The sequence below is a fragment of the Comamonas halotolerans genome (assembly GCF_030162935.1).
GTDB classification, from domain to species: Bacteria; Pseudomonadota; Gammaproteobacteria; order Burkholderiales; family Burkholderiaceae_C; genus Comamonas; species Comamonas halotolerans.
This window is the reverse complement of sequence record NZ_JASAUZ010000023.1, coordinates 205,150-224,978: the sequence shown is the minus strand read 5'-3', so window position 1 is coordinate 224,978 and position 19,829 is coordinate 205,150. Positions and strand designations below refer to the sequence as shown.

Annotated in this window: 16 protein-coding genes; 5 read left to right on the top strand and 11 right to left on the bottom strand. The window is 57.6% G+C overall.

Annotated features, from left to right (window positions below):
• The first annotated feature begins 124 nt into the window (after nt 1-124).
• Both rdgB and hemW read left to right on the top strand, forming a co-directional pair.
• A complete protein-coding gene (gene rdgB, locus QEP11_RS11580) occupies nt 125-727 on the top strand; it encodes an RdgB/HAM1 family non-canonical purine NTP pyrophosphatase (protein ID WP_284336804.1) in 603 nt (200 codons plus the stop codon).
• Between the two features lie 7 nt (nt 728-734).
• Nucleotides 735-1,985 (top strand): radical SAM family heme chaperone HemW, encoded by a 1,251-nt coding sequence (hemW, locus tag QEP11_RS11575; RefSeq protein WP_284336803.1) that lies wholly within the window; start codon nt 735-737, stop codon nt 1,983-1,985.
• A gap of 129 nt (nt 1,986-2,114) precedes the next feature.
• On the opposite strand, the gene QEP11_RS11570 is transcribed toward hemW, so the two are convergent.
• Together QEP11_RS11570 and QEP11_RS11565 are read right to left on the bottom strand one after the other, a co-directional pair.
• Nucleotides 2,115-2,444, bottom strand: coding sequence for an I78 family peptidase inhibitor (locus QEP11_RS11570; RefSeq protein WP_284336802.1), 330 nt, complete (start codon nt 2,442-2,444; stop codon nt 2,115-2,117).
• Nucleotides 2,445-2,544: 100 nt separating this feature from the next.
• Nucleotides 2,545-3,699, bottom strand: a complete 1,155-nt coding sequence (locus tag QEP11_RS11565) for an SPOR domain-containing protein (protein WP_284336801.1) — start codon at nt 3,697-3,699, stop codon at nt 2,545-2,547.
• A 178-nt stretch (nt 3,700-3,877) separates the two neighbouring features.
• Between QEP11_RS11565 and QEP11_RS11560 the strand changes: the two genes are divergently transcribed.
• Together QEP11_RS11560 and QEP11_RS11555 are read left to right on the top strand one after the other, a co-directional pair.
• The gene (locus QEP11_RS11560) at nt 3,878-6,103 is read left to right on the top strand and encodes a hypothetical protein (RefSeq protein ID WP_284336800.1); all 2,226 of its coding nucleotides are present in this window, start codon (nt 3,878-3,880) and stop codon (nt 6,101-6,103) included.
• 269 nt (nt 6,104-6,372) lie between these two features.
• Nucleotides 6,373-7,374, top strand: coding sequence for a Bug family tripartite tricarboxylate transporter substrate binding protein (locus QEP11_RS11555; protein WP_284336799.1), 1,002 nt, complete (start codon nt 6,373-6,375; stop codon nt 7,372-7,374).
• A gap of 28 nt (nt 7,375-7,402) precedes the next feature.
• Here the strand turns inward: QEP11_RS11555 and QEP11_RS11550 are convergent, their stop codons facing one another.
• The 6 genes from QEP11_RS11550 to QEP11_RS11525 form a co-directional block, all read right to left on the bottom strand.
• The gene (locus QEP11_RS11550) at nt 7,403-9,325 is read right to left on the bottom strand and encodes a B12-binding domain-containing radical SAM protein (protein WP_284336798.1); all 1,923 of its coding nucleotides are present in this window, start codon (nt 9,323-9,325) and stop codon (nt 7,403-7,405) included.
• 242 nt (nt 9,326-9,567) lie between these two features.
• Nucleotides 9,568-10,677 (bottom strand): acyltransferase family protein, encoded by a 1,110-nt coding sequence (locus QEP11_RS11545; RefSeq protein WP_284336797.1) that lies wholly within the window; start codon nt 10,675-10,677, stop codon nt 9,568-9,570.
• A gap of 339 nt (nt 10,678-11,016) precedes the next feature.
• Nucleotides 11,017-11,997 carry a Bug family tripartite tricarboxylate transporter substrate binding protein gene (locus tag QEP11_RS11540; RefSeq protein ID WP_284336796.1) on the bottom strand — a complete coding sequence of 327 codons (981 nt, stop codon included), beginning with the start codon at nt 11,995-11,997 and terminating at the stop codon, nt 11,017-11,019.
• Between the two features lie 46 nt (nt 11,998-12,043).
• A complete protein-coding gene (gene tcuB / locus QEP11_RS11535) occupies nt 12,044-13,249 on the bottom strand; it encodes a tricarballylate utilization 4Fe-4S protein TcuB (RefSeq protein ID WP_284337023.1) in 1,206 nt (401 codons plus the stop codon).
• Between the two features lie 9 nt (nt 13,250-13,258).
• Entirely contained in the window at nt 13,259-14,683 is a 1,425-nt protein-coding gene (tcuA, locus tag QEP11_RS11530; protein WP_284336795.1) for an FAD-dependent tricarballylate dehydrogenase TcuA, read from the bottom strand.
• 90 nt (nt 14,684-14,773) lie between these two features.
• Nucleotides 14,774-15,712: a LysR family transcriptional regulator gene (locus QEP11_RS11525; RefSeq protein WP_284336794.1), complete on the bottom strand. Its 939-nt coding sequence runs from the start codon at nt 15,710-15,712 to the stop codon at nt 14,774-14,776.
• Nucleotides 15,713-15,839: 127 nt separating this feature from the next.
• Here QEP11_RS11525 and cho point away from each other — a divergent pair, with 127 nt between their 5' ends.
• Nucleotides 15,840-16,709 (top strand): excinuclease Cho, encoded by an 870-nt coding sequence (gene cho / locus QEP11_RS11520; RefSeq protein WP_284336793.1) that lies wholly within the window; start codon nt 15,840-15,842, stop codon nt 16,707-16,709.
• Between the two features lie 95 nt (nt 16,710-16,804).
• Here cho and QEP11_RS11515 read toward each other — a convergent pair whose 3' ends face one another.
• The 3 genes from QEP11_RS11515 to QEP11_RS11505 form a co-directional block, all read right to left on the bottom strand.
• Entirely contained in the window at nt 16,805-17,068 is a 264-nt protein-coding gene (locus QEP11_RS11515) for a PAAR domain-containing protein (RefSeq protein WP_284336792.1), read from the bottom strand.
• A 12-nt stretch (nt 17,069-17,080) separates the two neighbouring features.
• Complete coding sequence (locus QEP11_RS11510; protein ID WP_413788719.1) at nt 17,081-18,409, bottom strand: virulence factor; 1,329 nt, start codon at nt 18,407-18,409, stop codon at nt 17,081-17,083.
• A gap of 89 nt (nt 18,410-18,498) precedes the next feature.
• Complete coding sequence (locus QEP11_RS11505; protein ID WP_413788727.1) at nt 18,499-19,794, bottom strand: virulence factor; 1,296 nt, start codon at nt 19,792-19,794, stop codon at nt 18,499-18,501.
• Nucleotides 19,795-19,829: the final 35 nt, after the last annotated feature.

Sequence of the window (19,829 nt, the reverse complement as noted above, 5' to 3'; positions counted from 1 at the left end):
TCGTACTTGGAACCGTCTGTGGTCTGGAGGCTTGTTTCAGCCGTAAACCTTGGTTTTGCCAGATGGTGTTAGCGACTTGTACTGTGACTGTGTGCTGAATCAGCGTTAACGCACGAATTGACCCATGAAAATTGTTTTAGCCTCCAATAACCGCGGCAAGCTGGCCGAGTTGCAATCCATGTTCGCACCGCTGGGCGTGGAGTTGATTTGTCAAGGTGATTTGTTTGAAGGTGAAGCCCCGGAGCCGTTTGGGACTTTTGTTGAAAACGCCTTGAGTAAGGCGCGCTTTGCCGCAGAGAAAACGGGTTTGCCTGCCATTGCTGATGATGCAGGTCTGTGCGTGGACGCTTTTGGTGGACAGCCTGGTGTAGATACAGCGTACTACTGTACCCACCATGGTTACGAGAAAAGCGATGCCAACAATGTGACTTGTCTGCTGGAGAATCTGGCACCGCACGCCAATCGCAAGGCTGCCATGGTCAGCACTCTGGTCGGGGTGCGTCATCCCAAGGATCCTGAGCCTTTGATTGCCGTGGGTCGCGTGAACGTGGAGATTGCCAAGGAGCGCAGAGGCAGCAACGGTTTTGGCTTCGACCCGGTGCTCATCATTCCTGAAGTTGGCAAGACATTTGCCGAGATGGCCCCTGAATTCAAAAATGACCACAGCCACCGAGGCCGCAGCACACGCGCCATGATGGAGTTGTTGCGCACTTCCTGGATGGCTTGACCCTGGTATGAGCATTGCCATTGTTTCTGCGGGCAAGGAGCCACAAGTCGGACAGGCGCCTAAAGATGTGCAGCACTATATGCGTGCGGGCACCCTGGGGCTGCCAGCGCTTCCCCCGTTGTCGTTGTACATCCATCTGCCCTGGTGTTTGAAGAAGTGCCCGTATTGCGACTTCAATTCCCACGAACATCGGAGCAGTGCTGAAGGAGGCGTGCCGGAACAGCGTTACATCGATGCATTGATGGCTGATCTGGAGGCCAGCCTGCCCTTAATCTGGGGCCGTACGGTGCACAGTGTCTTTATTGGCGGCGGCACCCCCAGTCTGTTCAGCCCGCAAAGCATTGACCGCCTGATCTCGGGGCTGCGCGCGCGGCTGCGCATGGAGCCAGACTGCGAGATCACCATGGAGGCCAACCCTGGCACGTTCGAGAAAGACCGTTTCAAGGCTTTTCGTCAAGCAGGAATCACGCGCCTGTCGATTGGTGTGCAAAGTTTTGACGATCATTTCCTGAAGGCCCTGGGCCGGGTGCATGATGGTGCTCAGGCGCGCGCTGCGGTGCAAGAGGCGGCTGCGTCTTTCGAGACCTTCAACCTCGACATCATGTACGCTTTGCCGGGGCAAACCCAAGCGGATCTGGTGAAGGATTTGGAGACTGCTCTGAGTTTTCAGCCACCGCACATATCGATCTACCATCTGACGATTGAGCCCAATACCTACTTTGCCAAGTTTCCGCCCGTGGTGCCGGAAGAAGATGCGGCCTATGACATGCTGGACTGCATTACGGCCATGACGGGTGCAGCAGGCATGCAGCGCTATGAAATTTCTGCCTATGCGCGGGAAGGTCACCAGTGTTTTCACAATACCAACTACTGGCAATTTGGTGACTATCTGGGCATTGGCGCGGGCGCGCACGGCAAGCTCAGCTTTGCGCACCGGATTGTGCGCCAGGTGAAGCTGCGTGATCCACTGCGCTATATGGAAGCTGCTTTGGCAGGACGCGCCTTGGCCAGCGATGAAGATGTGCGCCGCAAGGACTTGCCGTTTGAGTACATGCTCAATGCATTGCGCTTGCGTGGTGGCTTTGCGATTCAGGACTATCTGGACCGTACAGGCTTGCCCATTAGCACCATTCGCTCGGCGTTGGATGAGGCACAGCGCAGAGGGCTGATTGAAAACAAGGCAGGCCTTGTAAAGCCTACCGAGCGAGGCTTTGACTTCCTGAGCGACTTGCAGGAACTATTCCTGGATGACGCTTAAAGTCGAGCATCCAGAGGGTTATAGCTGAACCAGCTGGCTCGTTAAAAAGCACCCATGCGGGTGCTTTTTTTATAGGCATGGCACGCTTTGTTATCAGCCTAGATGGCTGCAAGCAAAAGCGCTGGCATGTCAGCCACAGCGTGCAGCAATGATGCGGCCTGTGGCATCGACTTCCAGATTCAAGCGTTCGGCATTGAATTCGCGCGTTGTGGGCTGACCGGGCCGCAACACGCGCGCCATATAGGCACCAGCACGCTTGCGTGCTTCGTTGATGTTATGTTCTGTATTGGTCTTACCAACTGCCCATTGCGCGGCGGTGGCGTCACAGCGCTGCACAGGCCGTGGGGGCTGGTTGTGACCAGTGCTGGACTTGGGCGAACCTGCGGGAGGAGACATGGCACAGCCGGCCAGAACGACCGATGTTGCTACCAGGGTCAGTATTTGCAGGGAAGAGCGCATGCACATAACTCCATATTTGTAACCAACGCGTACCTTAACAGCACACCCGCAATTCGGCATGCCCGGTGTGTGTCGGATTGTTACGCTGTGCAGCGTGGGCTTATGAATTTGTGTGCAAAAACACCGAAGTCTCGATGCCCAGTTTCTGAGCCTTGGTGGCCGCTTGTTGGGCTTGCTGCGGGCTGTTGAATGGCCCGATGCGCAGACGTGTGAGTGTTCCCTGCTTGCTGGAGACGGTCTGGCGCAAGACCTGAAACTGAGCGGCTTGAAGTTTTTGGGTGGCACGCTCCACATTCGAAGCTTGTGCATACACACCTGCATTGAGGTAATACTTGCCAGGGATCAACGAAGTGGATGGCGTTTTTTTGCCACTCGTTGATTCAATCTTCGTTTTGGCGGCCGTTGTTTGTGCCGATGCACGCGGAGTTTGCACTTCTTGTGAAGCGGTGGATGCAGCTGCAAGAGCTGGCTTGTTGTGCTCTGAGAATGGTTCCGGAGTCACCCTCTGCTGGATGGGTGTTGTGGACAGGGGCGGGGCCGATGGGAGGACATCTGCATTGACGGGGTTCTGCATCCCGGTGGCTTCCGACAACTCTTCCTCGATGGAAGCGGATGGCTGTGTGGCTTGGGGCAGCCTGGCAGGCGCAGGAATCACCAATGAAGCAGGTGTGGATCCAGCGTTGTCGTGCTCGCTGTCAGAGGGGCGTTGCTGGTAGAGCCAAGCAGCAAGGATCACACCAAGCAAAGCCTGCATCAGCGCAATCACCTGGAGGCGCCTTTTGTCAGGGCTGTGCTGAGCAAGCAATGTTCGAGCATGGCTCAAGGATGTGGCGCGGCTGAGGGTGTCCAATGTTTGTTTGCGCACATGGTTGTAGTACCAACCATTGGCAAACAAACCGGGAATGGCGCAAAGCAGCAATCCGGACAGCAAACATGCTGCGGCTTCGACCTGAATGGGTACGCGCGCATGCAGTACGAATGCCCAGACAGCGATCGCAGTCAGCAGGAACGCTGCATAAATGAGTGCAGGACGCCACAATTTTCGCAGCACCAACCACGCCAGGGTGAAAAAGGCAGCGCCATGGTTCCAGCTGGGCATGGTACGGCCCAGAGCTTCAAATCGATGGAACTGCTCCTGGTAGTACGCAGCATGCATTGGGCCAACGCTCAGGCGATACAGCTCCGGCATGATGCCGATTTCCTCTGTGCTGGAAGCGGGCATATAGGTGTCAGAGCGCGGGTTGATCACTGGCATACAGGCCATTGTGGCATGTTGGGAACTTTGTCAATCAATGTCTGTAACACCTTGCGTGTCGTGTGATGGATCGGCTTTAGCGGGTTTACCCCATGTGGCGCTTTTAAACTTGAGGGTTGACGTGAGGCGCAGCCATTGCAAAGCGTGCTCACGGGGTATCACAACAGAGTCGAGCGTCATGCAACAAAAACAACATGAGTGGCAGTTTTTTCGTGCCGGTGGGGTGGATCAGGTTTCGATCCGCACTGGGGAAGATATCGCAAACATTGGTCAATTGGATCAGAAGCTGTGGGTGGCCTTAGCCTGTCCCACCCGTGGCATCGAGTTCGACAGCGCTACGCTGGACTTGATTGATAAAGATGCTGATGGGCGTATCCGTGCCCCTGAATTGATTGAAGCCTGCAAGTGGGCTGTCTCCTTGGTCAAAGACCCGGACACGTTGACGAAAGGCACAGAGGTGCTGGCGCTGGACAGCATCAACACAGATACCGAAGAGGGCCAGGCACTGCTGGATGAGGCGCAACGCATCCTGAAACTGCAGGGGCAGGAAGGCGCTCCAAGCGTGACCTTGACCGATGTACAGGCGCGTCTGGCATCACTCAATGCCATGCCGTTCAATGGTGATGGCATCTTGAACCCCGTAACGCTGGGCGAACACCCTGCATTGGCGGAGTTGGTGGCACGCATCATGGAAGCCTATGGTGCAGCCATCGGCAGTGATGGCGAGCCGGGGCTGGGACGCGCCGAGCTAGACCATTTCTTTACCGATGTCCAAGCCATTGCCGACTGGCATGCTGCCGCTCAAAGCAATACGTGTGCGCTGCCATCTCAAGCGCAGGCCATGGCTGCTGCCAAAGCGTTGAATGCCGTGCGGGCCAAGGTGGAAGACTTTTTTGCACGTACACGCTTGGTGGCTTTTGATGCCACTGCCTTGGAGCCATTGAGCCCAAGCAAAGAAGGCTACGCAGCTTTGGCTGTGCAGGAGTTGAGTCAGCAAGACGCTGCCATTGCAGCCCTGCCATTGGCAGCAGTCAGAGCAGGTGGTGACTTGCCTTTGCTGCATGGCATCAACCCAGCCTGGACCGATGCCATGCGTGCTTTGCGCCAGGATGCGGTGTTGCCATTGCTGGGCGATCAAGACAGCCTGAGCGTGGTGCAATGGACCATGCTCAAAGAGCAGTTGGCACCTTGCCAAGCCTGGCTGGAAGCCTACCCATTGACACCCTTGGGCGAGATGAGCAGTGAAGATGCGCAAGCCTTGCTGGCCAGTGGCATGCAGGCGCAACTGCAAGCTTTCATCCAGCACGATGAAGACGAAAAACAGCACAGCGAACACGCAATTGCGCTGGAAAAACTGATTCGGCTCCAGCGTGATCTGCTGGCGCTGCTGAACAATTTTGTCTCGTTCTCTCAGTTCTACAGCCGCGAAGGTGCGGCTTTCCAGGCAGGTACTTTGCTCCTGGATGGTCGTAGCTGTGACTTGACCGTGGACGTGGCGGATGCAGCAACCCACGCCACGCTGGCCGGCATGGCCAAGGTGTTTCTCGCTTACTGCGAATGTCGGCGCAACGGGGTCAAACGTCATATCGTGGCGGCGTTCACGGCTGGAGATGTGGACTTCCTCTTCGTTGGACGCAACGGTATCTTCTATGACCGCGAAGGCAATGACTGGGATGCCACCATCGTCAAGCTGATTGAAAACCCCACCAGCATTGGCCAGGCCTTTTTCTCTCCGTACAAGAAGTTCCTGCGCATGGTGGAGGAGCAGGTGGCCAAACGTGCGGCGGCCAAAGATGCCACAGTGACTGCGAACCTGGACAATCAGGCTGCCAAGCTGACCGAGGTGGGTACACCCGCCACAGCTGTAGCGCCTGCGCCTGCCAAAAAGACGGATGTAGGAACTGTGGCAGCCATTGGCGTGGCACTGGGTTCTTTGAGTGCCGTGGCCGTCGGCATCTTCGGTAAGTTCATCGATTTGGGCCCCTGGATTCCAGTGGCGCTGGTAGGCATCATTCTGGCCATTTCTGGCCCCAGCATGCTGATCGCCTGGCTCAAACTGCGCGAACGCAGTCTGGGCCCAATCCTGGATGCCAGCGGCTGGGCCATCAATGGCCGCATGAAGATCAATCTGCAATTGGGCAATTCACTGTCCCAAACCGCCAAAGTGCCAGCCAAGGCCAAGCGCATGTTGAAAGACCCCTATGAAGAAAAGCACGGCAAGCGCTGGCTGCTGGCAATCGTCTTGCTGGTGATCTTGGCTGCGCTGGCGTGGCGTCTGGGTTGGGTCAACAGCCTGCTGCCACAAGAGATGCATTACGGCTATGAAGCACCGGCAGCCTTGGAAGCACCAGATCCAGCCGAAGAACCTGTGACACCGGGGGCAGCGCCTCCTGCAGCGCAGTGAGGTAAGCAGGAAATCATGCATAAAAAGACCAGCCTTGTGCTGGTTTTTTTATGCATGGCCTGCGGGGTGAATTCCTAACAGATTGATGCGTAAAGGTATTTGCTGTCGCCTGCGGTACTTGAAGCATGCGGGTTTACAGCAGGAAGAAGGGCAAACCCTGAAAGCTCTGCCTCAGCAGTCTTCAACAATGGATTTCAGGTGAATGGATCGCAACCACTGTTCGCTTTTTCTTGATGTTGAGGAATGCAAATACCCGAAAGGAGTGTGCAATGACCGCAGACATGGAAGGTTTGGGGAGGATACGCCGCCGCAATTTTTTGGCATCGGCGGGTTTGCTGGGTTTGGTCGGGCCTCGTGTCTGGGCGAAGGAGCCGTATCCAGATCGGCCAATCACCATGGTGGTGCCATATACCGCTGGCGGCTCCACGGATTTGGTAGCACGACTGATCACCCAGAAGATGGGCGAGGGGTTGAAGCAGGCTTTTGTCGTGGACAACAAAGCAGGAGCCAACGGCATCATCGGCATGGAGGCTGCATTACGCGCCAAGGCCGACGGCTATACCCTTTTGATGAATACAGCTGGCGCGCAAACGCTTGCACCACTGATTTACAAAACGCGCGTGGATGGCATCAATGACTGGATGCCCATCAGCCTGATCAGCACCATTCCTTTTGCGCTGGTGGTCAAGAACGATCTGCCGGTGAAGAACTTTCAGGAGTTTGTCCAGCGTGCAAAACAAACCGATCAACCACTGACGGCTTCTTCCGGTAGCAGCATGATTGTGCTGATTACGGAAGCCTTGAAAAGCGCATTGGCTGCGCCACACATCATCAACGCCCAATACAAGGGAACCGCATTGCAGGCACAGGCAGTGATTAAAGGCGAGGTGGATTTCAGCGTGGATTCGATGGTGACACTGCCGCAAATCAAGGCAGGCAGGGTACGTGCATTGGCGGTGTTCGGGGATCACCGTGTCGCTTCATTGCCTGATGTGCCCACGCTCAAGGAACTGGGCATACCAGGTATGAATTTCAATTCGTGGTCAGCCATGCTGGCACCTAAAGGCACACCGCAGGAGATTGTGGATCTGCTGGAAGCAGAAGCCCGTCGCGTTGTCCAGTTGCCGGAGATGCAGGCTCGACTGACGAGCATGGACCATATGCCCATTGGCAGCACAGCCAAGGAGCTGGAAAAAATCATCCGCGATGACATTGAACGCTGGAAAGGCGTGGTCAAGGCGACCAATTTCAAAATTGATGGAAGCGGTTGACGCTCGGTTCCTGTGATAACGCCTTTGCTTAATGCTTGGCCGCCAGCGCCTTGGCAATCTTGTTGCGTGGCACGGTGGGTTTGGGCACTTTGAAGTCAAACCAGTTGCGTACATCTTCTTCCACGCCAACGCCATGCATGAAGTTGTAGATGGCTTTTTTCAGCGCCACCCCCAGCTTGTCATGGTCGACCCCGGTGGGGTCGATAAATGGAATGTCGTTGCGTGCAAATGTGGCCTTGGGCATCTCTGGCAGGGTCACGCCATACTCCGCAGGGTTCTGGCCCACGGGGGAGTGCACGGTGCAGGCGAAGCGATGGAAGAATCCGCTCTGGATGCAGCCGTTTTCAAACAACTGACGAACATATTCCAGCGCATCCACCGTGTCTTGCACGGTCTGCGTCGGGAAGCCGTACATCAGATAGGCATGCACCAGAATGCCGGCGTCAGTCAGGGCCTTGGTCACGCGGGCTACCTGCTCCACGGACACGCCTTTTTTCATCAGGTTCAGCAGGCGGTCGGAGGCCACTTCCAGGCCACCTGATACGGCGATGCAACCGCTTTCGGCCATGAGTTCGGCCAGCTCAGGTGAAAAGGTTTTTTCAAATCGGATGTTGCCCCACCAACTGATCTCGGTGCCGCGCTCGATCAACTCTTTGGACAGTGCTTTGAGCGCTTTGGGCGGTGCCGCTTCGTCCACAAAGTGAAAGCCGGTCTGCCCGGTCTCGGCCACGATGGCGTCAATTCGATTGGCCAGCTCTGTGGCACTGGCACCTTCGTAGCGGCCAATGTAGTCCAGGCTAACGTCACAAAAACTGCATTTCTTCCAGTAGCAACCGTGGGCAATGGTGAGCTTGTTCCAGCGTCCATCGCTCCACATGCGGTGCATGGGGTTGAGCATGTCCAGCAGCGAAAGGTAGTCGTGAATCGGCAGTCCATCCCAGGTGGGCGTGCCCACCTCTGCAAAAGCAATGTCGGACTCCATCATGTTGATGTACTGCACAGCGCCTTCATCGTTGCGTACAAAGGTGCGTACCAGGCGTGAGCGGCCTCGCTCGCCACGAAGGTGCTCCAGCAGTGCCAGCAAGGGACGCTCGCCCGCGTCTAGCGTGACGAAGTCAAAGTAGTCAAACACGCGCGGCTCGGCAAGATCGCGCAGCTCGGTGTTCACAAAGCCGCCACCCAGCACCAGCTTGATGTATGGGAACTCTGCCTTGATGGTCTGCGCAATGCGGAATGCGGCATACACAGAGCCAGGGAAAGGCGTGGACAGCAGTACCACTGTCGGGCGGTGGCGCCAGATGGCTTTGCGTGTCAGCTCGGCCAGTGCCTCATCCACCAGCGTGGGAGCTGCGGCCAATGCTTGTGCCAGCGGATCAAAGGTGGGCTGGTTGCCCGAGAGTGATTCCGCATAGCGCACAAACTCAAAGCGCGCATCGGCTGCATCGCGTATCACGTCGGCCAAGTCGTTGAGGTACAGCGTGGCGTAGTGTTTGGCGCGGTCTTGCTGCCCGAGTGCGCCAAAAGCCCAGCCCACAGGGTCGCCCGAGCCATCGTCCATATAGTGCTCCAGCGCATCAAAGCGAGGTCCCTCGGGCAGCCAGGTGCGGCTGACAATGCGGTGGCTCAACGTACTGTCTTTGCCTTGCAAAAAGGCGATCACACGGTTGACCGTCGCAAGATAGCGATCGCGCTGGCCCATGAAACTTTGTACTGCGGGGCTGAAGAGGCGGTCAGGGTCGGCATCAAACTGCGCCTGCACCAGCTCAATGATCTGCGCCAGACCTTCTCGAGACAGCAGCTTGAGCACCAGCGCCAACGCCAGATCTTCCTGCACCGCATCTATGCCGCGTGTGCGCAAAAAGCCCGTTAAGTAAGGCGCGGAAGGATAGGGCGTGTTGAGCTGTGTCATCGGAGGGATGAGCGACAGCACGCGTGGGGCAGGAGCAGTCATGGGCGAAGGGTTGGCGAGGGCGCAGCGTTGCAGCAAACCAAAACAAAAGCCCGGCTTGTGGAGCAGGGCAAGCCGCTATTGTCGCTGGCTTGGCCCAAAGCTGCAGAGCAAGGTTTTGCAGACAGAGCAAAAAACACGCTCTGTTCATGAAGTCCGGACGTCATGCTGTGCACGCAATATTGCCGTTGAGGGAGCTTGCTCAACCCCGGGCCAGTGCACCCCGCCTATTGCAAATGGCGCTATCAGAAGGAGTGGTTCGAGGCTTGCTGCAAATGGGGTTCCTGCCGTTCACGCTGTGGGCGCTGCGCCTTTGCGGCTGGGGCGCGACCATCGCGGTAACGCATGGCCCAGCGCTCAATCGTATAAAAAGACAGGGCGGAAAGCGCTGCTGATATTACAAGTGTTCCAGCCACGGCAACTGGCCAGGAATAATCCGCACGCAAATAGCGCACCACGGGGTAATGCCACAGGTAAATACCGTAGGACAGCTTGCCCAGTCGCAACAGTGTGGGTGCGGTGAGCATTTCATACACCAAGCCCTTGGGCGATTGCACCGCCAGCAACAGCACAATGGTTGCACACTCCACAACGGTGATTCCCCAAAGCAGGGCATGCATGTTGGACCACTCCAGCTCCATCAGCAGCGGCACGGCCAGTACCAACCACATGGTGTAGCTGCGCAGAGACTGCAGACGCTCTATCCATTGCGGTTTTTCTACCATCAGCGCCGCCAGCAGCGCACCAGCCAGCAGGCCCGAAGCGCGGGTGTCGAAACGGAAGAACACCTCATAGAACTCTTGCTCTTGAAACACCCACAATGCCCGCCACAGCGTGCTCAACACCCACAAACCCAGCAGCGGAGCCCATACCCTGCCGGGAGTGACTTTGCGCAGCAACCACACCAGCAGTGGTGGCCAGATCAGATAAAAGTGCTCTTCCACAGACAGCGACCACATGTGCAGCAGGGTGTCGGGGCTGTCAAAAAAGGCAATGCCGTAATCAGCCAGATACAGCAGGGATACCAGTGCATCGGAGTAGATATCGTCCAGTTCAGGCCAGATATGTGGCGCTACCAGGCAATAGGTGGCCAAAAACAGCGCCAGTGGCGGCATCAGTCGAAAGAAGCGCCGGCGGTAAAAACGCCAGTAGTCGAGCTGCCCATTGGTCTGGAACTCCTGTAGCAGCAGCGAAGTGATCAAAAAGCCGCTGAGAACAAAAAACAGGTCAACACCAAAAAATGCACCGTTGAATAGCGGCGCATGGGCATGAGACAAGATCACCAAAATGATGGCTACACCGCGCAAGCCATCAAGCGCAGGGTTGTAACGCAGTTTGAATACAGACGCTGCCAAAACTGAATACCTTTCCTTCGGTCCCCTGGGCGGGGCAATACCGGGTTTGCATTGTTATTTCCGTCGACCGGGCAAGATTTCTCCAAACAGTATGTGGATGCAGCTGTGACGCTGCTGTAACAAGGCGGAACGTACTGTAAAAAGGCGTAGACGCTTGAAACTACTAGCCCTGCGAGCCCGGAAAGCCAGTATTTAGTCACTCCTTCCTGGTCACCATTTCTTGAGCCTGCCTCCTGAAACCTCTTGCGGTAGCAACGCAGAAAGACGCAAAAAAAGCCACCCGAAGGTGGCTGTCAAGCGAAGGAAATGAGTGAAGGAAATGGGCGTGACGATGGAGGCTTAGTTGCCGCCTTGCAAGTTGCCTTCTTTCACGACTTTGCCCCATTGGTCATATTCCTTTTTGATGAAATCGGCCAGTTCCTGACGTGTGGTGGGCTGTGGCGTCAGACCATATTCGGTCAGCATTTTGTTGACGGATGGGTCTTTGAGTGCTTTGACAATCTCTGTATTCCAGCGATCCAAAATAGCAGTTGGCGTTTTGCCTGGAGCGACAAAGGCATACCAGTTGAGCGCCTCAAAGCCTGGGTAGCCTGCTTCGGCGACGGTCGGAATATTGGGCATATACGCTGGACGAGTCAGGCCAGTGGTGGCAATCGGAATCAGGCGGCCTGCTTCCACTTGCGGCATGGCGGTAGGTGGGGCCGCAAAGTAGCTGGTCACACGCTCACCCAGCAAGTCCTGCATGGCAGGGCCGCCGCCTTTATAAGGAACGTGCACGGTCTGAATCCCTGCGCGTTGATTGAGCAACTCACCGGCAAGGTGGGATGCAGAGCCCGCGCCTGTTGAAGCAAAGTCCAGCTTGTTGGGCTCTGCCTTGGCTTTGGCCACAAATTCTTTCAGGTTCTTGATGCCCGCGCCCTTGTGCACCACCAGCAGGTTGGGAAAGTTCACACCTCCCGACAGAGGCGCCAGACTTTTGAGAGGGTCGTAATTGAGCTTCATCAGGTGCGGCGCAATCGCCAGCGGCCCGATGGAGCCAAACAGAATCATGGAGCCATCCGCGGGGCCATTGGCCACCTGACCATGGGCGATGTTGCCACCCGCACCGCCTCGGTTTTCCACAATGACGGACTGACCAATGTTTTCCCCCAGCGTTTTGGCAATGGTGCGCGCAGCAGCATCAGCAGCGCCACCGGGAGCAAAACCAACCACCATGGTGATGGGCTTCTTCGGCGGAAATTCCTGAGCCAAGGCGTTGCCGCCCAAAGTCAGAGAGGTTACGGCCATGACGGCGGCTTGGATCAACGTACGCTTTTTCATCGAGGGTCTCCTGGTTATGTGATTTGCGCGCGCAAAGAGAAATGGGTCAATCGGCACCCAGGCCGATGGGGTTGGGTTCTCGCTTTTCGGTGTTGTGGCGCAGCAAGGCTGCCGTGCGGAACACGCCATGGGCAAACTTGCCGTAGGGCAAGGTGGCAAACAGGGCCATGACCGCGCCCAGGTGCAGGCACAGCAGCAAGGCCAGCGCCGCAGTACCGCGACCCCACCACAGCGCAAGGCCACTGGTAGCCACCAGGAACAGCAAGGCGATGAAGCCGAGGTCCATGGGCTTTTGCTTGGCATCGCCATGCATGGGGTGACGGCTGCGGTTGAGTTGCCACAGGCCCGCAGTGCCCAGCGCCAGCATCACGCCGCCCACAAGGCCCAAAATCTTGGGCAGGCTGGGCAGGTCATACGGTGCCTGCCAGCCGAATGCATAGTGGTACAGCGTGGCCACTGAAGTGGCGGCAAAACACAGCATGAAGCCGTAGAACGTGAGGTGGTGAAAGCGGCGGCGCTTCAAGGTATAGGCGTCGTCTTCGTTGTGGCAGCCATCGCCGTGGCCACCATCCAGATACTTCAGACGCAGCACGTCGCTGGTGGCCTCCGTGGCCGCGGCACTGCTCACGTCCGCACCGCTGGTGGCGGGTTTGATGTCTTTCCAGAAGCGGCGCACGCCCATGAACAGCGCGAACACCACAAACAAAAATACCGGGGCAAACATGCTGACCAGCAGGTTGTGGGGGAACAGGCTGTAGAAGTTGGCGCCCAGATCGGCACCCCACAGCGCGCTCAGACCACCGCCTTGGAGCATGGCAGCCAGCACCAGAAACAGTGTGAGCGCTGCCACCAGCGCCAGCGCCAGCGTCAGGCCGTTGCGCTGGTAGAGCCTGCCCAGCGCAGGCGGCCACGCGTAGTCCGCATAGGTCTGGCCACGCACTTCGGCCATGGCCTTGGGAATGTTGATGCCAAATTCATGCGGCGGAGCGTACTGGCAGGCGTGCAGGCAGGCACCGCAGTTGTGGCACAGGTTGGCGAGGTAATTCACATCGGCCTTGCCAAACTCCAAGCGGCGCGTCATGGCAGGGAATACCGCGCAGAAACCTTCGCAATAGCGGCAGGCATTGCAAATCTGCATGACACGGGCGACTTCGCTTTCAGCAGCCGACATGGCTGGCGCAGGAACAATCGGAATGACCTTGCCGGTCGCCAATGCTTGGGCTTGCTGGCCCAGTTCTTGTAGGGATTGCATGCTCACGGCTTACACCTCATCTTTCACAGCGCCGTGCTCGGCGTCCTTGCCTGCCGCAGCCAGGGCGGCATTGCGCCCTGCAATGCGGCCAAAGGCCGTGCCAATCGACATGCCCACACCCGCGGTGTAGCCCTTGCCCAGCACGTTGCCGGCCATCATTTCGCCCGCCACAAACAGGTTGCGGCTGGGTTGGTTGTCAAAGCGCACCGCAGCGGTGTCGTCCACCTTCAGGCCAAGGTAGGTGAACGTCACACCGGGGCGCAGCGCATAGCCGTAAAAGGGGCCTGTGTCGATGGGGCGCGCCCAGTGGGTTTTGGCTGGAAGCAGGTTTTCTGTGTGGCAGTCGTCCAGCGCCGTGTGATCAAACGTGCCCACCTTGCAGGCGCTGTTGTAGGCGTTGAGGGTGCGCATGAAGGTATCCACATCCAGGCCCAGCTTCTGGGCCAGTTCGGGCAGGCTGTCGGCCTTCACGCCGGGGAATACGGGGGGCATGAAGCGGCCAATGGCTTTGCTGTCGATGATCGAATACGCAATCTGGCCGGGCTGCTGGGCCACCAGTCGGCCCCAGATGGCGTAACGCTTGGGCCAGAAGTCTTCGCCCTCGTCATAAAAGCGCTCGGCATCGCGGTTGACCACCACACCCAGCGAGACACAGTCAATGCGTGTGCAGATACCTCCGTCGTACAGCGGCGCACGCGCATCAATGGCCACCATGTGGGCCTGGGTGGGGTCGCCCAGGCTGTCGGCTTTTTGTTCGTACAGCATGTGCTTGAGCAACACGCCCATATTGAAGGCGGTGCCCCGGATGAGAAAGTTGTCCGCAGGCCATTCGCCGCGCTCGTTCTGACCCCAGGCCTCGCGCAGCCATTCGCGGTTGGATTCAAAGCCACCCGCAGCCAGCACACAGCTCTTGGCCGTGATGCGCTGGCCCTTGACATAGGCGGCTTTGAACACGCCATCCTCAATTTCCAGCTTGTCCACGGGCGACTCGTAGCGAACCTCCACACCCAGCGCTTCTGCGCTGCGGTAGTAGGCATTGACCAGCGCTTTGCCACCCCCCATGAAAAACGCATTCGTGCGTGCCACATGCAAGGCCCCGGACAGCGGTGGCTGAAAGTGCACACCATGTTTGCGCATCCAGTTGCGGCAGGTGGATGACGCACGAATTACCATGCGCGCCAGCTGCTCGTTGGTGATCCCGCCAGTCACCTTCAGCAGGTCTTGCCAGTATTCTTCTTCGGGGTAAGCCTCAACCAGCACATCTTGCGGTGCATCGTGCATGCAGCGCAGGTTGCGGGTGTGGGCGGAGTTGCCGCCGCGCCAGGCGCGCTGTGCGGACTCCAGCAGCAGCACGCGGGCACCTGCTTCGCGCGCCATCAGGGCGGCGCACAGGGCGGCGTTGCCACCACCGATGACCAGAACATCGGTGTCCATGAATCTCTCTCCTTGCAGTCTCACTCGTGGGGAGTTTTGACTGTAGGGAAAGCATTCGCCGCTAGGCAGGGGGCAGAAGCGAAGGGGGTATCAGTTTTTGTGATGGCACAGCGTTGCACCCGCCCAGACACCGCTTTGCACCAGTTGCTGGGCACAGTCCATCAACACTACCCGCGCAGCCAGTGCGGCAGGAGAAAGCTCGTCTTCGGACAGGCCACAGAGCATGGCCGGGCGGCGCACCTGCCCGTCAATAATCTCTGACCACACAAACTCTTGCTGCGTGGCGTGGTGCAGTTTGACTGCCGACCACGGCTGCACCGTGGCACCCATGCCGGCCATCACAGCTTCCATCAGCAAGGGCAGGCCATCAATTTCCAGGGCCATGTTCAGCGGGATGCCCGCATGGGCAAATGCGGTGACGATGGAGTAGCGCAGGCCATGGCTGCCGGAAGGCAGGATCATGGGTACACCACGCAACTGGGCCAGGGTGGTGGTTTCGGTATGTGGGCAGACAGGCTGGTGCTTGGACTGGATGAGGTAGAGCTTTTCTTCCAGCAAGGGTTGCACACTCCAGCGCCTTGCTCCCTGGTCATCAAACAAAATGGCCAGATCCAGCTGGCGCGCATTGAGCAAGCTGGCCAGGTGGCCCGACAGCGCAGAGACCATGTGCAAGCGCACATCGGGGTAGCGCTCCCGCATGGCCTTCATCAGCGGCAGACCCAGCACCGAGGCAATCGTGGGTGACAGCCCGATGCTGACGGCTCCAGACAGCCGCGCCTGCTGCGCTGCGCGAATGGCCTGCTCCGAATGCCTGAGCGTCAGCTGTGCCTCATGGAAAAAAGCAATGCCTGCCTCGGTGGGCACCGTGCCTTTGCTGGTGCGTTGCAGCAAGCGGGTACTCAGCTCGCTTTCCAGGCGGCTGATCTGCTGGCTCAGTGCCGACTGCACCATGTTCAAATCCATGGCAGCGCGGCTCATGGAGCCAAGCTCCACCACGCGCACAAAGTAGCGCAACTGGCGCAATTCCATAGTTCTTGCCTTGCAATGTCACACACCCTGGGCAGGGCACGTATGTCTTGTGGGTACAGCTACAAACATAGTCTGGTCTTTCGCGCCTGCACATGTGAGTCCTACGTATTCACGCAAGAATGCATGCATGGCACCGCAAACGCAGGGGGGAGCAAGAGGGCAAGACCTATCAACCGGGATGGCAGGCAGTTATCCCGAGCATCTGCGCGCATCCCTGCCTGGGCTGCCAGCAGCGCCCGGGGTCTACACCTTCCATGCGCCCGATGGTCTTCTGCCCCTGTATATCGGTAAAAGCATCAACCTGCGCGCACGCATTCTCTCTCACCTGCGCAACGCCAATGAGGCGCGCATGCTGCAGCAAGCCTCGCACATCACTTTTATCCGCACAGCGGGTGACCTGGGGGCGCAGTTGCTGGAAGCGCAAATGATCAAACAGCAGCAACCGCTGTTCAATAAAAAACTACGGCGCAACAAACAGTTATGCAGCCTGCAACTGAAGCAGGGCATTCCAGAGGTGGTGTTCTCGCGTGACATGGACTTCGCACGCGCTGAAGGTCTTTTTGGTCTGTTTGCGAGCCGCCAAGCCGCTTTGGAAGCGGTGCGCACGCTAGCCGACCAGTTTCAGCTTTGCAGTGGGCGCTTGGGGCTGGAACGCATCGCACCGAGGCGTCCGTGTTTTCGCCATATGGTCAAGCGCTGTGCCGGAGCATGTTGCGGCAAAGAAAGTGAGCAATTGCACGATGAGCGTCTGCGCAGCGCACTCGAACAGTTGCGTGTAGCCGTGTGGCCGCACGCAGGCGCAGTGGCGCTGGAGGAGCGCTGCAGCGATCTGCGTCAGTTGCATGTGGTGCGCAACTGGTGCTATCTGGGCAGCGCGCCTGATCTGCGTGCTGCACGCAAACTGGCCACAGTGGCCGCCGGGTTTGATGCCGATGGCTACCGCATTCTGTGCGGGCCAATACTCAGTGGGCAGTACCCGCTGACTGCGCTGGCTTGACGCAGTGCAGTGCGCCAAACGCCAAGCATCAGGCATGTTCGGCAAGGAGGGGCTGTACGCACAGCCGCAATGCCTGGCGTGCTTATGAGTACGGCTTAATCTCGCGCTGAGCTTGGCATGCTGGAGATCAGCGAGGCTCCACAAGAGGTCTTGTGCCCGTCAAATGCCGCAGGCTTTCCATCCACCAGAAATGACGGATCGCCTTCCGCAATTACACAGGCTTTGTGGCCTTTCATGGGGCATACACACAAATCTCCCAGTCTTGCCACTGGCCGTTCCATAACTGTGCTGTGGGGTGCGCCTGCAATGACTTTGCCGCCATGGCTGGTGGCATCGCCCACCCGAATGATTCCTCGCATAGTTCGTCTTTCTTATTCAGAGTAGCCCTGCATGAACTTACCCACTTTCTCATGGCGCAGACCCCACCAGGGCAGGTAGGCGTTGTTTTCTCCGCGTGCGCGGAACCAGTCTTTGTCGGGGTCGATGGGGGTGAGCTCAGCGGGCGGCACCACGACCACGGCGGTGGGCTGGCTGGCATGGGTGGTGCCAGCCACCAGCACATTGACGCCCAGGTGATTGGCGCGGCCAATGGCCAGGGCCACATTGGTCAGGGCTGTGCCAGCGCCCATGTCACCCAGCAGGGCTGCGGTGTTGAAGGTGTGCTGGCTGAAATCAAACTCGGGCAGGACTTCGGTCAAGCTGCGGCTGAGCGGGGCCAGCCGCTGAGAAGCAGCGTCTGAGCCTTTGCCTGCATCGTGAATGGTGAAGCCAATGTCTGCGGTGTTCAGGCCCGCGTTGTGGGCGGCGGCATCAATGGCGGCCTTCCAGGCCTGCACGGCGCGGGTAGTGCCGGGCTGGGCCTCAAAGTCTTGGGTGTGGGCGGTGGCTGCCTTGCCAATCCAGGCCAGGGGGCGGCGGCCCGTTTGCAGCTCGGGGCCAGCCAGAATAAGCAAGGCCATGTTTTCGTTCATTTGCTCGTCTTCAGGCGGGAAACTGGGCGCATCCCAGTTCATGGCCCAGACGCTTTCTTGGGGGTGGGCCTGCAAATAATCCAGTGCGGCATTTAAGGAAGTAAAGCCTGCATTGGGTCCACCTTGGGTGATGTGGATATCGGGTGGTGTGCTTTTGGTCCAGAGTGTTTTGAAATGAGGGTTACCGATATCAAAGGTGCTGAGGAATTGCTTGCGTAAATAATCTCTGGATTCCTCCAGGTCTAATCTTTTTTCTGGAATGGCAAATTCAATATGGGTGCCAGCCAGTTCACGCCATTCTTTATTATTTTTAGGGGCAACGGTATAAAAATAGCCAGAATTCATGAAGTATCTGTTTCTAAAATAACTTAGAACCTCTGTAATATATTTTCTATAAAATCCTCTAAATGATTCTTCTCCATAATTTCCGAAAGCCACAATGGCCACAGGCTGAAGGGTTTTATATTTCTTCGGATTGGCCTTTACCATGTCATCATTTTGATTGGGCTGAACCAGGCCCTGTGTCCATAGCACTTGCCATTGCGTGGGGTAATCGCGCCGCTGCAAGGGGTTCATCCATTGCAGGCCAACCACTTGCGCCTTGAAGGGCAGATTGGGGTCAAAGGCCTGTGTGGGTTCGGGCGTGGGGCTGGTGGCAGCGCAGCCCATCAGCCATAGAGGCAGCAGCCCCGCCATCAGCACGGTGGCATATTTGCCCACGTTGCGCATGTTTCCCACTGTGCTTATGGCTTGAGTTTGGGGTTGGGTTGGGGGCTGCTTGGGCGCATGCATGTTGTACGCTTTCTTTGACGCTCTATTTATTCAGAGTAGCCCTGCATGAACTTACCCACTTTCTCATGGCGCAGGCCCCACCAGGGCAAGTAGGCGTTGTTTTCTCCGCGTGCGCGGAACCAGTCTTTGTTGGGGTTGATGGGGGTGAGTTCGGCGGGCGGCACCACGACCACGGCGGTGGGCTGGTTGGCATGGGTGGTGCCAGCCACCAGCACATTGACGCCCAGGTGGTTGGCGCGGCCAATGGCCAGGGCCACATTGGTCAGGGCTGTGCCAGCGCCCATGTCACCCAGCAGGCCTGCGGTGTTGAAGGTGTGCTGGCTGAAGTCAAACTCGGGCAGGACTTCGGTCAAGCTGCGGCTGAGCGGGGCCAGCCGCTGAGAAGCAGCGTCTGAGCCTTTGCCTGCATCGTGAATGGTGAAGCCAATGTCTGCGGTGCTCAGGCCCGCGTTGTGGGCGGCAGCATCAATGGCGGCCTTCCAGGCCTGCACAGCGCGGGTGGTGCCGGGCTGGGCCTCAAAGTCTTGGGTGTGGGCGGTGGCTGCCTTGCCAATCCAGGCCAGAGGGCGGCGGCCAGTTTGCAGCTCGGGGCCAGCCAGAATAAGCAAGGCCATGTTTTCGTTTATCTGCGCATCCTTAGGAGGAAAACTGGGCGCATCCCAGTTCATGGCCCAGACGCTTTCTTGGGGGTGGGCCTGCAAATATTCCAGCGCGGCATTTAAGGAAGAAAAGCCTGCGTTGGGGCCGCCTTGGGTGATGTGGATATCGGGTGGTGTGCTTTTGGTCCAGAGTGTTTTGAAACCAGGGTTGCCAATATCAAATGTATCAATAAACTCTTTGCGTAAATACTCTCTGGATTCCTCCAGGTCTAATCTTTTTTCTGGAATGGCAAACTCAATATGGGTGCCCGCCAGCTCGCGCCATTCTTTTTTATTCTTCGGGGCTACGGTATAAAAATAATTAGAGTTCATAAAGTATATGTCTCTAAAATAGCTTAGAAACTTTGTAACATACTTTTCGTAAAATCCTATAAATGATTCTTCTCCTTTGTTTCCAGAGGCAATGCCCGCCACAGACTGAACGGATGTGAAATTTTTCGGTTCAGCCTTTACCATGTCATCATTTTTATTGGGCTGAACCAGGCCCTGCGTCCATAGCAATTGCCACTGCGTGGGGTAGTCGCGCCGTTGCAAGGGATTCAGCCATTGCAGGCCAATCACTTGCGCTTTGAAGGGCAGATTGGGGTCAAAGGCCTCCGTGGGTTCGGGCTTGGGGCTGGGGGCAGCGCAGCCCATCAGCCATAGAGGCAGCAGCCCCGCCATCAGCAGGGTGGCATATTTGCCCACGCTGCGCATGT